Source organism: Streptomyces sp. NPDC057287 (assembly GCF_042667905.1).
Taxonomy (GTDB): Bacteria; Actinomycetota; Actinomycetes; order Streptomycetales; family Streptomycetaceae; genus Streptomyces.
In genome coordinates, this window is the sequence record NZ_JBHUYV010000013.1 from 246,876 (window position 1) to 259,623 (window position 12,748).

At 73.7% G+C, this 12,748-nt stretch carries 10 protein-coding genes and 1 tRNA gene; 4 read left to right on the forward strand and 7 right to left on the reverse strand.

The annotated features are described in order from the left end of the window. Nucleotides 1-128 precede the first annotated feature (128 nt). From ACFUNE_RS25050 to ACFUNE_RS25065, 4 genes are all read right to left on the reverse strand, one after another. A complete protein-coding gene (locus ACFUNE_RS25050) occupies nt 129-1,388 on the reverse strand; it encodes a ricin-type beta-trefoil lectin domain protein (RefSeq protein WP_383572219.1) in 1,260 nt (419 codons plus the stop codon). Continuing rightward, nucleotides 1,385-2,203: a type VII secretion system-associated protein gene (locus ACFUNE_RS25055; protein WP_383572222.1), complete on the reverse strand. Its 819-nt coding sequence runs from the start codon at nt 2,201-2,203 to the stop codon at nt 1,385-1,387. The genes ACFUNE_RS25050 and ACFUNE_RS25055 overlap by 4 nt, the downstream gene beginning before the upstream one ends. A 489-nt stretch (nt 2,204-2,692) precedes the next feature. Continuing rightward, nucleotides 2,693-2,766, reverse strand: a tRNA-Pro gene (locus ACFUNE_RS25060). 50 nt (nt 2,767-2,816) lie between these two features. Next, entirely contained in the window at nt 2,817-5,474 is a 2,658-nt protein-coding gene (locus tag ACFUNE_RS25065; RefSeq protein WP_383572225.1) for an ATP-binding protein, read from the reverse strand. Between the two features lie 107 nt (nt 5,475-5,581). Here ACFUNE_RS25065 and ACFUNE_RS25070 point away from each other — a divergent pair, with 107 nt between their 5' ends. The 3 genes from ACFUNE_RS25070 to ACFUNE_RS25080 all read left to right on the forward strand — a co-directional run bounded on the left by ACFUNE_RS25070 (nt 5,582) and on the right by ACFUNE_RS25080 (nt 7,141). Continuing rightward, on the forward strand, nt 5,582-6,136 hold the full coding sequence (locus ACFUNE_RS25070; protein WP_383572228.1) for a DUF309 domain-containing protein: 555 nt from the start codon (nt 5,582-5,584) through the stop codon (nt 6,134-6,136). Between the two features lie 106 nt (nt 6,137-6,242). Beyond that, entirely contained in the window at nt 6,243-6,665 is a 423-nt protein-coding gene (locus ACFUNE_RS25075) for a DUF350 domain-containing protein (RefSeq protein ID WP_307123754.1), read from the forward strand. A 62-nt stretch (nt 6,666-6,727) separates the two neighbouring features. Beyond that, on the forward strand, nt 6,728-7,141 hold the full coding sequence (locus tag ACFUNE_RS25080) for a hypothetical protein (RefSeq protein WP_383572233.1): 414 nt from the start codon (nt 6,728-6,730) through the stop codon (nt 7,139-7,141). An 18-nt stretch (nt 7,142-7,159) separates the two neighbouring features. On the opposite strand, the gene ACFUNE_RS25085 is transcribed toward ACFUNE_RS25080, so the two are convergent. The 3 genes from ACFUNE_RS25085 to ACFUNE_RS25095 are packed head-to-tail and all read right to left on the reverse strand — an operon-like array spanning nt 7,160 to nt 11,315. Further along, nucleotides 7,160-8,461 carry an NAD(P)/FAD-dependent oxidoreductase gene (locus ACFUNE_RS25085; protein ID WP_383572236.1) on the reverse strand — a complete coding sequence of 434 codons (1,302 nt, stop codon included), beginning with the start codon at nt 8,459-8,461 and terminating at the stop codon, nt 7,160-7,162. Beyond that, the gene (locus ACFUNE_RS25090) at nt 8,458-9,885 is read right to left on the reverse strand and encodes an FAD-dependent oxidoreductase (protein ID WP_383572239.1); all 1,428 of its coding nucleotides are present in this window, start codon (nt 9,883-9,885) and stop codon (nt 8,458-8,460) included. Before ACFUNE_RS25090 ends, ACFUNE_RS25085 begins: the two co-directional genes overlap by 4 nt. Continuing rightward, nucleotides 9,882-11,315, reverse strand: coding sequence for an FGGY family carbohydrate kinase (locus tag ACFUNE_RS25095; RefSeq protein ID WP_383572242.1), 1,434 nt, complete (start codon nt 11,313-11,315; stop codon nt 9,882-9,884). The genes ACFUNE_RS25090 and ACFUNE_RS25095 overlap by 4 nt, the downstream gene beginning before the upstream one ends. Before the next feature lie 373 nt (nt 11,316-11,688). Between ACFUNE_RS25095 and ACFUNE_RS25100 the strand changes: the two genes are divergently transcribed. After that, complete coding sequence (locus ACFUNE_RS25100; RefSeq protein ID WP_383572245.1) at nt 11,689-12,696, forward strand: hypothetical protein; 1,008 nt, start codon at nt 11,689-11,691, stop codon at nt 12,694-12,696. Nucleotides 12,697-12,748 lie beyond the last annotated feature (52 nt).

Below are 12,748 nucleotides of genomic sequence, written 5' to 3' on the forward strand. Positions count from 1 at the left end.
CGGCGACGTCTTCAGCTGGCGTCCCCCTGTTCGCCGGGGACGCGTGTCGGGGAGCCGACGGTGCCATCATGCCTCGCCCCGGGACACGCGGGTTCCGGGAGCGGTGCTCCCGGTGTCGAGGGCAGTGGTCAGGTACTCCACTTCTGGGCGGGGTTGCCCGAGCATTTCAGCAGTTGCAGGGCTGCCCGGTTCTCCCGGTTGGCGCCCGCGATGTCGACACACATGCCGACGGCGGTGTTGACCAGGTCGTGGGCGCCGTTCAGAGCGAACTTCTGGGCGATGTTGCCGCTGCACCGGGCGATCTGGATGACGGTGCCGTCACTGAAGTTGGCGTTGGCCACGTCCAGGCACAGGCCCTGGATGCGGATGGTGCCGTCGGACGCGAACTGCCATTTCTGGGCCGCGGCGTTGTTGCAGTCCCACATGTGCAGCGCCTTGCCGTCGCTGAAGTCGTGGCCCGGTACGTCGATGCAGCGCCCCGAGAGATGGCTGCGGAAGGAGACGGGGGCACTCAGGGTGACGGCCGGAGCTGCGGCAGCCGGCTTGCTCCTGGCGCTGCCGGACTTGCTCCCGGTGCTCTGCTTCTTCGGGGCGGCCGGCTTCTCGGCCTCGTCCTTCTTCTGTGCTTCCCCGGCCTTCTCCGGCGCCCGAGCCGGCTCGGGTGCATGCCGCGCCGCCTTCGGGGGCTTCTCGGACGTCGCGGGCCCCTTCGTGGCATCACCCGGGGCATCGGACTCGGTCGGGGTCACGGCGAACTCGCCCGGTGTCTCCTGTCCGCTGCCGGTGAGTACCGTTCCGGCCGCCGCCGCGGGCTTGTCGGGGTCCTTGTCGTCGTCCGTCGCGAGGACCAGGAAGGGCACCGACACGAGCAGCACGCCCGCTATCGCGGCACCTGCCAGCACGGCCTTGCCCGGCCGTCCGACCGGCCCGGTCTCCTGCGGGCGGCCGATCGCGGTCGCGGTCATGGTGCGCACGAGCGCGGGCAGCCGGCTCTCGGCGACGGCGGTGGCACCGGAGTCGTGGTCGGGGTCGGTCTCGGACCGCGCGCCGGAGGAGGAGCCGGTCTCGGACCCGGTCTCCGGCTCGGTGGTCGCGCCCGTCCCCGGCTCCTCAGCGGCCTCGCCGGCGGGTGCACCGGACTGCGGCTTCCCCACCGCCGTACCGGCCGCTGCCGCGGTCTCCGCCCGTGCCGCCCCGGGCTTGGTCCCGGGCTCGGGCTCGTGCTTGGTCCCGGCCCCGGGCTCGGACGTGGCCCCGGGCTCGGACGGGGCGGGCTTCGCCTCCGGTGCGGACTCGGCGAGGGCGGCCGCGGCCGCCTCCTCGCTCTCGGAACCGGACTCCGCGCGAGCCCGCGGGGAAACGGGGGGTTGCTGAGCCGAACGCGTCACGGGGTTCTCCCTGTGGTGTGGGGCCAGGGTTCGGATGGGCTGTCGGCCCGGTCCGCGGAGGGGTCCGGGGCCGGAGCACCGGTGCGGAGCACGGCGCCGGAAAGGGTTGCGGGCATGTCCTCGGCAGCGGTCTTCTCGTCGTCCGTCCCACGGCCGGGGCCGAACAGGCTGTCCGCCGGGACGAGCAAGGGTGCCGCGGCAGCGGCGTTGACCATCAGCAGGGTGCCGGGACCGCTGAGTGAACGGGCCAGTTCCGCGGCCTGCAGCGTGTCATGGTGAAGTGCCGCGGACATGAACTCGTGTGCCGGCGAGGTGAACACCAGCACCACAGGTGCCCCGTTCCGCCCGGCGGCCATGAGCGGCCCGCCGTCGGGCCCGCGCACCACGGTGACGTCCGCCACCGCGAGCGCGTCGAGCGCCGCGTCCACCGAGCCGTAGCCGGTGGCGGCTCGCTGGGCGGCGGCGTCCACCGGGTCGGTGGGCTCCGGCCAGCCGAGCATCCGCGCCGAAGGGCGGTAGCCGGGGTTGGCGCGGTACTCCCCCACGCCCCCCTCGTCGTCCGACTGCCACTCGCCCAGCACCGCCCACTCCGGCGGTGTCCGCTCCTCGGCCCACTCCGGATCCACCACCCCGACCCAGTGGCCCGGCGCCTGACGGGCCGCTGCCCTCACGGCCTCGGGTATCTCGGGCGGGTCGGCAACCTCGTTCGCCTCGACGGCGACTGACTGCTGGTCAGCACCAGAATCGACGGCGTCCGGTACGGCGGGCAGAGCTCCCTGCCCGCCTTCTCGCCGCTCTCCGGGCCGCATCTCCACCTGAACTCTTGGGTCCGTACGAAATCTTGGGTGCCGAACGGTTCGAACACGCGCCGACACTGATCGAACTGAGTCAACAGGATGTCACACAAGCCCCACCCGTGTGCGTCCGCCAAAGGCCCGTATCGGGTGCGCACGTGCCCGTTTGCTGCCTGGACGGGGAACCATCCGGGAGCAGTGAGACGCGGCCGGACAAAGCGACGAGGGACATTCAGGGCGTGACCCCCTCCACCGCGAGCGCCTCCGCGACCCGGATGCCACCTGCGCGGGACCCCGCCGGTCACGGGTCACCGACCGCCGCCCGGTGCCGCCCCGCCCTGACGCGCGCGGCGTCACGGCGGCGGGCTCAGCACTCCGCCGCGGTTGCTCCTCGTGCTCCCGGTGACATCGGGCGAGAAGCTGATCCCAACGGGTCCCGGGGATCGGGGAACGCCCGAAAGCCGGCTTCGGATTTCTCCGAAACCGGCCATGAGCTGCGACTGTCTCCAGTCGGGACGACAGGATTTGAACCTGCGACCCCTTGACCCCCAGTCAAGTGCGCTACCAAGCTGCGCCACGTCCCGATGCGATTCCCCCCGGTGTTCCCGGGTGGCCGCGCAGGACAAACATTACCTCACTCCGAGGGCCGGATCGACGCGCGTACCTGCTGGGCGCGGGCCGCGAGTCCTTCCGCGCCGCAGGCCGTGGCGATCTTCTGGGCCCGGGCGACCTCCCGCTCGGAGTGGATCGCGATGCCGTACTCGAAGCGGGCCAGCGCGTGCTCGTAGGCGGACGAGGACGCCTCGAGGTGACGTACGGACTCGGCGAGCAGCTGCTTCGCCTCCTCTTCGGGCGCGAAGAGGGCCACACAGCGCAGCGCCTCACCGATCGCCGTGTCCGTGCCGAAGCGTTCCGCGTGGACGCGGGCACGGGTGGCGAGCTGGGCGGCCCGGACCGGGTCGGTGTCCGCCAGGGCGCGGGCCAGGTCGCCCGCCCAGGGAGCCCAGACTCCGTTGAACCGGCCCCGTGGCTCCAGCGCCGCGCCCGCCGCTTCCAGCTCGGCCACGGCCTCCTCCGTACGGCCTTCGGCCAGCAGCAGGCGTCCGCGTACGCACGGGGCGTCCGGCAGGACCATCGCGGTGGGGTACGGCGGGCCGAAGTCGTACCGGTCGGCGACCAGCCGGGCCTCGGCCGTCCGGCCTCGGGCGAGCAGCGTGTCGACGAGAAGGCAGGCGGCGTCCCAGTGGACGGGCAGTCCGCGTCCGGCCCGGTCGGCGAGGCGGAGGCCTTCGCGCAGGAAGCCCTCGGCCTCGGCGAGACGGCCGCGCCTGCGGTGCACGAGGCCGAGGAGGGTGTGTGCGAACGCGAGGTGCGCGCCGCTCCACCCGGAGATCTCGAAGGCGCGCACGGCCTCGCTGAAGAGTTCCTCGGCGCGGTCCGTCCGGTCGGTGAAGGCGTAGGTGATGCCGACCATCGTGGGGAGTTCGAAGCCCCATTCGGTGTCGGTCCAGCCGAGCCCGCGGGCCGGCCGGCCGTCGACGAGTGCGCGTTCGCAGAAGTCCACGACGACTTGGGCGTTCTCCCCACGGAGCATGGCGTCGAAGGCCCGAAGGGTGAGCAGGGCGCGCTCGGCGTTGTCGCGGCCCTTGAGGTGGTCGGCGTTACGGGCGAGCCGGGCCGACCGTCCGGGGCCGTCGTCCTCGGCGGCCTGCATGCCCTCCCACAGGAAGTGCGCGGCCTGGAGCCGCATCAGGCCGGGGCCGGGAGCGGTCCGGGAGGCCTCCGCGGCCAGTGAGAGCGCCGCGTCCTTGAGCTGGTTGTTGTGGGACAGGGCGGAGGCGAGGCGGAAGGTGGCGTCGATCCGGAGCGTCTCGTCGAGGCCGGGTGTATCGAGCGCGGCGCGCAGGTGCTGCACCGTCGTGGCCGGCGAGAAGAGCAGCGTGGCGCAGCCCAGTTCGTACAGCAGGGCCGCGCGGTCGTCGGGGCGCGGCGGTTCGTCCAGGGCGCGTTCGAGACAGCGCCGGGCCGCTTCCGGGGCGCCGACCGCGAGGTGCTGCCGTGCCGCCTCGCGGAGCTGGGTGACCAGCTCCTGGTCGTCGTCCGGGTGGACTTCGAGCAGGTGGCGGGAGGCGGCGGCGGCCCCGAGCCCCGCCTGGGTGATGGCCCAGGCCGCCCGCCCGTGCATGGCGGTGCGGGTGGCCGGCGGGATGGAGCGGTAGACGGCGGTGGCGATGAGCGGGTGGACGAATTCCAGCGGGTCGAAGCCGCTGACGATACGGGCGTCCCGCAGGCGTGCCGTGCAGTCGGCGGCCTCCGCCGAGCTCATTCCGGCGAGTGTCGCGGCGAGCTCCTGGGAGATCTCCGTGCCGAGCACGGCGGCCGCCCAGGCGAAGCGGTTGGCGTTGGTTCCCAGCCGTTCGAGGCGGGCGACGAGTCCGCTGCCCCGGGCCGAGGCGCCGAGCTCGCGGAGGAGCCCGGCGGATTCCTCGACGGGTGCCAGTTCGCGGTCCTGTGCCTTGGCGACGAGCTCTACCGCCTCGTACGGGTTGCCTCCCGTCACCGCCCAGACCTCGCGGCAGAACGGGTCGTCCGCGTGGTCGCCCAGCCCGGCGCGCACCAGGTCGGCCGTGGCCTCGGGGGTGAGCGCGCGCAACGCCACCCGGATCAGCGCCGGGTGGGCCGCGGCGGAACTGGTCTCCCCGGTACGGGCGACGGCCCAGTCCGCGTCACGGTCGGCGAGCTCCTGGGGGCGGTGAGCCTGGACGACCAGCACGCGTAGTTCGGACAGTCGCGCGGTGAAGCCGGAGAGCCAGGCGAGGGACTCGCCGTCCGCCCAGTGCGCGTCGTCCACTATGAGGAGGAGGGGCCGGTGGCTGAGCCGCGAGGCGAGCCGGGACACGACGTGGTCGAGACCGTCCCTGACACCTTGCGGATCGGGCTGCGGACCGCTGGGATCGGCGAGGCCCAGAGCCGGTGCGGCGATCTCGAACCAGTCGCCGAACAGGGCGCGGATCTCGTCGGCGGGGAACCGGTCCAACGCGGGCTGGAGCAGCTGGCGTACGACGTGGAACGGCACCGAGGTGACCGTCTCCCCGCCGCGTGCGGACCACACGGTGCAACGGTCGGCGGCCATCGCCTGGATCTCACCGAGCAGCGCGGTCTTCCCGATGCCGGCTTCCCCGCTGAAGACCAGCAGCCCTCCGGCTGCCTGCCCGCCGCACAGGGCGTCCACCGCCTCTGCGGCGGCGGCGAGTTCCGGTTCGCGCTCGTACAACGGCCGGGACGGCTTCATGCCTCCCCTTCCCAGGGTGGTTGCGGAGGGCTCCGAGCCTAGCCGCGCGCGGGTGCTCAAGGACAGGGTTCACGTGGTTCTCCGCAGGTGCGAGGCACAATCGTGGGGTGGACGCATCTCGCAGGGACCGCGACGAGGAAGGGCGGGCGCGCAACGCGCGCCCCCGGGACGGGCTGGGGCGCCCCCTGCCGTACGGGACTCCGGGGGTGGAGAGGCAGCCCGAGGGAGTGGTCCGCTCCCCCGGCGAGACGGTGCGGGAGGCCCAGCGGCTGCTGGACGCGGGCATGCCGTTCCACGCCCACGAGGTGTTCGAGGACGCCTGGAAGTCGGGGCCCGACGTGGAACGCGAGTTGTGGAGGGGCCTCGCGCAGATAGCGGTGGGGCTGACCCATGCCGCCCGGGGCAACGCGGCGGGCGGAGCACGGCTGTTGAGGCGGGGCGCCACCGCTGTCGAGGGGTACGGGGCGTCCGGGCCCCACGGAATCGGCGTGGACGGGCTCATCGGCTGGGCCCGGGAGCTGGCGGACCGGGTGGACCCTGCCGGGCCCAAGGACGGGGAGGACGGTGCGGGGGACACGTCCGGAGCAACCGGGGGCGCTCCGGACGTGGACGCGGCCACGGAGGCTCCGAAGCTGCGGCGAGCGGACCAGGACGGAGCGTGAACCCCTGCATGCGATAGGTTTTGCTCCTTCCTGACGGCGTGTCGATCGCGCCTGTCACGTTCCTGCTTCATTCCTCGATCACTCGCTCAGGAGACGGACGCCCCCGATGACCGACATCATCAACGGCCTCGGCCGTGCCACCGCGTACGGGGCCCTCGGCGTCGTACTGCTCGTTCTCGGCATATTTCTGATCGACGCCCTGACACCGGGCAAGCTCGGCCGTCAGATATGGGAGGAGCGCAACCGCAACGCCGCGCTGCTCCTGAGCTCCGCGCTGCTGGGCATCGGCGGCATCGTGTTCACGTCGATCTGGACGACGTACGAGGACTTCGGCAAGGGACTCGCCTCGACGGCCGCGTTCGGGCTGCTCGGCCTCGTCATGATGGCGGTGGCGTTCCTCGTGGTGGACCTGGTCACGCCCGGCAAGCTGGGGGCCACGCTGGTGGAGCGCGAGCCGCACCCGGCCGTGTGGGTGACGGCGTCCTGCAACCTAGCGGTGGCCGCCATCGTCTCCGCGTCGATCGCCTGATCCCCCGGACGATCCGGAGGTCCGGCGAACAGCGCGGTGCGCAGCCATTACGATCCGGCGTCATGAGCACTTCTGACCAGGACCAGGACCAGCACCAGGACCGGCACGAGGAACAGGACCGGCACGAGGACCAGCACCACGAACAGGAGCTGGCCCGCGAGCGGGACGCGGAGCAGGGCGAGCAGACCGCCGCGATACCCGGGCCCGCCGCGCAGCAGCGGAGACTCACGCCTCGTCAGGCGCGGCGGCTGCGGATCGTCCTCTCCTCGGTGGGCATGGCGGCGATGGCCGTCGTCCTGGCTCTGCGGATAGCGAGCCGCTCATCGGTGCTGGTCGTCGGGGTGTACGGGCTCGCGCTCATCCTCTGCGGTGTGGTGATCGAGCTCAGCAGGAACGGCCGGACCCGGCTCGGCAGCTGGCTGCTGGGTGCGGGGCTGGTGGCCGCCGTCGGCGCGGACTGGCTGCTCATCCCCTGAACGGTGCCGCGCCGCGGATCACCGGGCGGTGATCCTTACGGGTGCGCCGTCCGGGTCGACCCGGACGAGCCAGTCGGCGGCGAGACCGAACGGCCTGCCGGGGACGGCGGTCGACAGGAGCCGCTGCCGGTGGAGCTCGCGCCCGTTCTGCGAGACGACCAGCAGGGGGTGGGGCAGCCGCCGCGCGGTGCGCAGCACGAACCGGTCCCCCTGCGGGCGCGCGCCGTCCGGCCCCGTCACGTTGGGGGCGATCCACCGCAGGGGTGCGTCGACGACCAGGGGTCGTCCGCCTCCGGCGGGGTCCTCGGTGCCGGCCAGGTGGTGCAGCACGGGCACCGCCACGGCTCGGCCCTCCTGCGCCGCGAACCCCGCCCGTTCGACGGCGTGCAGCAGGTTCCCGGCCGCGAAGACGCCCGGTCGCGACGTACGGAACGCGGAGTCGTACGCGGGACCCAGGGTGCCGGGGTCGAGGCGGAGACCGCCGCGCCTGGCCAGTTCGTGGTCGGGGACGAAGTCGCCGGTCAGGACGACGGTGTCGCAGCGCAGCGTGGTGGTACGCCCGTCGTCGTGGCGCAGTCCCACCCCCGTCAGCCGGGCCCTGCCGGTGAGCCCGGTGACGGTCGCGCCGGTGAGCAGCGGGACCCGTCGGCTCCACAGCCGGAGCGGGAGGGACGGCCGGTCGGTGACCACGGCGGCGACGTGGACCCCGGCCGCGCGCAGGGTGGCGACGGCGGCGTCGGTGACGGGCTCGCCGCCGACGACGACGGCCGTGGTGCCGATCCGCTGCCCGTACAGGTGGACGGCCTGCTGGAGCTCTCCTGTGGTGTAGACGCCGGGCGGCCGGGTGCCGGGGATCAGCCGGGCGCTGCGCGGCCGTTCCCGGGCACCGGTGGCGAGGACGACGGCACGGGCAGTGATCCGTTCCAGCCCGTGGGGGCCGGTGGTTTCGACGGAACGGGGCCCCGCCCAGCCCGTGACGGTGACCCCGGTGCGCAGGTCCGCGCCCGCGTCCACGGCAGCGGCCACGCTCCGCCGGGCGTAGCCGGGTCCGCTCGTCCCGACCCCGGTGGACGCGTATCCGCTCGCCCCGACCCCGGTGGACGCGTATCCGGTCGCCACGGCCCAGGCGTACGCCGACCGGTCGAGGCGGCCGCCGAAGCCGCCGTGGTGGCAGTGGCGCGGGACGCCGCCCGCCTCCTGCTCTCGTTCCAGGATCTCCACGCGGCCCGCGCCGGCCGCCGCGAGCTCCGCTCCGGCCGCGAGACCCGCCGGGCCCGCGCCGACGATCAGGACGTCGACCTCGCGTTCGCTCCCGCTCACGGTCGTGCCTCCTCGAACAGGGCGCGGACGGCGGCGCCGCAGTAGAAGCCCTGGCACCGGCCTCCCCGGGCCCGGGTGCGGCGCCGCAGGCCGTCCAGGGAGTGCGGCGGGATCGTCGCGGACAGCGCGTCCCGGATCTCTCCGAGGGTGACCTGTTCGCAGTGGCAGACCAGCGTGCCGTACGCCGGATCTCCGGCGATCAGATCGGCATTGCGGTACGGACGGGGGTGGGCCTCACCGAGGTTCGGCATCGTCAGGGGCGGCAGCGCGCGCGGCTCGCCGGGCTCCAGGCCGGTCTCCTCGAGGAGTTCCATGACGTGCCGGGCGATCGCCATGGACGCGGTCAGGCCGGTGGAGCGGATCCCGCCCACGGCGACGTAGCGCAGGCCCGGGTACTCCTGGATGCGGTAGTCCTCCTGCCCGGTGGCGGCGCGCAGGCCCGCGTAGACGGCGGTGACCTCCTCGTCGAGCAGCGCGGGTACGATCCGGCGGCCCTTCTCGCGCAGGAGGTCGAGGCCCTTGGCGGTGGAGCCGGTGGCGGTCCTGTCGTCGACCTCCTCGGCGGTGGGGCCGAGGAGGACGTTGCCGAACACGGTCGGGGCGACGAGGACGCCCTTGCCGGCCGGGCCGGGGACCGGCAGGAGGATGTGGCCGACGAGGTCGCGGGCCAGCTTGTCGAAGACGATGAGCTGCCCGCGGCGAGGCGTCACCGTGAACACGTCGTGGCCGAGGAGCCGGTCGATCTCGTCGGCGTACAGCCCGGCGGCGTTCACCAGGTAGCGGGTGCGCAGCGGGCCGCGCGTGGTGGACAGTTCGTGGCCCTCGGCATCGCTCCGGACGTGCCGCACCCGGCAGTTCAGGTGCAGGTGGACACCCGCCCTGACGGCCTGGGTGGCGAAGGCGAGCGGGGTGGTCCAGGGGCAGATGACGCTCTCGTCGGGGATTTCGAGCGCGCCGAGCGCACCGGGTCCCAGATGCGGTTCGCGGCGCCGCAGCTCGTCGGCGCCGATGATCCGGGACGCGTGGTAGCCGTTGCGCTCGGCCTTGGCCCGCAGCCCGGGCAGCGCGGCGAGCTGGTCCTCGTCCCACGCCACGAGCAGCGCTCCGACCCGTTCCAGCGGGATGCCGGTCTCAGCCGCGTAGGCCGCGAGGAGCTCCTGCCCCTCGCGTACGAGGCGGGCCTCCAGTGAACCGGGCACGGCGTCGAAGCCGGTGTGCAGGATCGCGGTGTTGGCCTTCGATGTGCCGTTGCCGATGTCGTCGGCGGCGTCGATCAGAGCGGTGCGCAGCCGGTGCCGGGCCAGTTCCCGGGCGATGGCCGCGCCCACGACCCCCGCGCCGATGACCGCGACGTCGTACGTGTTCCCCTCGTCCTCTTCCACGTCCGGGGACAGGGGACCTGCGGTGGTGAGGGTGACGGTCACGAGCGCTCCAGCAGGCTGCCGACCGCCGCCCGGAAGCCCGCGAGGCGCTCGGACGCCGCCTCCGGGCCGATCCGGGGCTCGTACACGGCGGACGGCCGCCAGTCGGGTACCGCGCGGCCCGGTGGGAGGTGCGGGTCGAGGCCGAGCCGGGCCACCACACCGGCGCCGAGCGCCGTCGCGTCGGGCAGCGCCGAGACCTCGACCGGCCGTTGCAGCAGGTCGGCCTGGGTCTGCATGAGCAGGGAGGAGCGGGTGAGGCCGCCGTCCACCCGCAGTGTGGTCAGCGGTGCGCCCAGGTCGGCCGCGACCGCGTCGGCCAGGGCAACGACCTGCGCGGCGATGCCCTCGCAGAGGGCCCGGACCAGGTGTCCCGCGGTGGTGTCGAGACCGAGGCCGGTCACGGAGCCCCGCAGGTCGCTGCGCCACCAGGGGGCGGCGAGCCCGGCGAGCGCGGGGACGAAGGTGACCCCGCCCGTGTCCGGGACCGAGGCGCCCACGGGGTCGAGGTCCGCGGCCCCGGTGATCACCCCGAGGTCGGTGAGCCAGCGCACGGCCGAGGCCGCCGTGTAGACCTGGCCGTCGAGGCAGTAGTCCGTCCGCCCGCCGAGGCGCCAGGCGATACAGCTGACCAGCCCGGAGGAGCCGGTGCTGGGCAGACTGCCGGTCTGGGCGAGGAGGAACGCCCCGGTGCCGTACGTGCACTTGGCCTGGCCGGGCTCCAGGGCGTTCTGTGCCAGCAGGGCGGCCTGCTGGTCGACGAGGAGGCCGGTCAGGGGGATCTCCCCGCCGAACGCCGTGGTGGTGCCGACGGGCCCGGCGCAGTCGACGACGGCGGGCAGCCGCTCGTCCGACAGGCCGAAGATCTCCAGGGCCGCGGGCGACCAGGCGACGTCGTGGAGGCTGAGCAGCTGGGTGCGGCCGGCGGTGGCGGCGTCGGTGACGAACGCCCCGGTCAGCTGGTGGACCAGCCAGGAGTCGCTGGTGGTCACGACCCCTTCCCGGGTCAGCTCGCGGCGTATCCACGCCATCTTGGGCGCGGCGAAGTACGGGTCGAGCGGCAGCCCGGTCAGACGCTTCAGCTCCTCGCCGTGCGGGGCGAGTTCACCGCAGAGTCCGGCCGCACGCCGGTCCTGCCAGACGACGGCGTCCGTCAGGGGCCGGCCGGTCGCGGGATCCCAGGCCAGCACCGTCTCGCCCTGGTTGGCCAGGCCCACGGCCGCCACGGGTTCGGCGGCGTCGGCCACCGCTCGACGGCCGGCGTCGAGGACCGACCCGATCAGCTCGGCGGGATCGGCCTCCACGAGGCCCCCGGCGCCGTGGCGCGGGCGCACGGGCGCCGAACCGGAACCGATCACCCCCCTCTCGGGGCAGATCACCAGCGCCTTCGTTCCGGACGTCCCCTGGTCGATGGCGAGTACCGGTCCTGTCAATCGACGCTCCAGCCGTACGGGCCGCCCGGGTCGGGCGGAATCGTGATCATCTGGTCCCTCCGCCCACAGTCGTGCAGACCACGTCGTGCGTCAAGCCTCTCCAGATCATCCCGTCCGGAGTCATGCACGGCAATCAACGTCCGGCCGGGCGGCGTCACTTGAGTAAGATCCACGGAGTCCCCCGACGGACGGCGCGGGGCGCTCTACACTCTCCGCCCAGTGGGCAACCGGACGATGACCACCGGACGTTCACGACCGCACTGCCCAACCCCCCACGTTCCTTGAGGATTCATGACGAGACGAACCCGCGCCGTGCCGCCGCGCCCGGCTCACCGCCCCTCCCCCACCGCGTTCTCAGGGGCGGGGCGTATCCATGGCCGCCGGTGACTTCCGACCGGTCTACCACCCCGCGGGACACGACCACGCACTGCGCGTGGCGTTACAGGACCTGCGCACCGGCCGTTGGCTCGCCATGCGGAGCCTGCTGGAGAGCACACCGGACTGGGCGTCCTGGACCCAGCGGACCCAGGTCCTCGCGGCCGTGGCCGCGGGCTCGGACACGGTGCACGCCTGGCTCGCGGAGGAGCCGCGGAGTGTCGCGGCGGCGGTGATGCACGCGAGGGTGACCGTGGAACGGGCCGTCCGTGCGCACCGGGAGAAGCGGCCGGGCGCCCAGGAGCTGTGGCAGGAGGCGTGGGAGGGGTGCCGTTCGGCAGCGCACGCCTCGCCCCAGGACCCGGTGCCGTGGGTGTGTCTGCTCGCGCTGTCTCAGCTCGACGAAGGACAGCGCCTGGAGGAGCACCGGCTGCTGCCGCCGGGCCCGATGCTGTTCCCCGGTCCGTGGGGGCTGCTCGCGGAGGCGGACAAGCGCGATCCGTTCAATCGCGAGGCCTACCACCGGATGCTGCAGTTCGTGTACGCGAGGCAGGCGAGCGGCACGCTCTCCGAGGCGGTCAACTTCGTCCAGTGGGCGGCCTCCTCCGCCCCGCAGGGCTCCGCCCTCCATGTGCTGCCGCTGTACGTGCGTGTGGAGCGCTACCGCCGGGAGCGCGGCAACGAGCACGCGCTGGACCTGCACTGGGTCACCGAGGACGGCGAACGCGACGCACGGCGGGCCCTGTCCGTCTGGTTCGCCGCCGCCGACCCGGCCGACCGGTCCCTGCTCGATCTCAACCATCTGGCCCACGCGCTGTGGGGCTCGCTCCGGTTCACCGACGCCGCACCGGTGTTCCGCGCCATGGGCCCGTACTACACCTCGGTCCCGTGGGCCCACCGCACGCGGACCCCGCAGGATCCGGCCGGGGCCGAGGACGTGTTCCTGCGGGCCCGGAGCCGCTGCCTTGCCTCCGAGCACGAGCCCGGCAGGGAACCGCACGGCTGACCGACCGGCGCGCCCGCCTCCCTGGAGGGAGGCACGCGCCCGGCCGGCCGGT

Excerpts from the sequence above, each read along its gene's own strand:
- ACFUNE_RS25065 (WP_383572225.1), bottom strand. The coding sequence starts at position 5,474 with ATGAAGCCGTCCCGGCCGTTGTACGAGCGCGAACCGGAACTCGCCGCC.
- ACFUNE_RS25075 (WP_307123754.1), top strand. The coding sequence starts at position 6,243 with ATGACCGACATCATCAACGGCCTCGGCCGTGCCACCGCGTACGGGGCC.
- ACFUNE_RS25080 (WP_383572233.1), top strand. The coding sequence starts at position 6,728 with ATGAGCACTTCTGACCAGGACCAGGACCAGCACCAGGACCGGCACGAG.
- ACFUNE_RS25100 (WP_383572245.1), top strand. The coding sequence starts at position 11,689 with ATGGCCGCCGGTGACTTCCGACCGGTCTACCACCCCGCGGGACACGAC.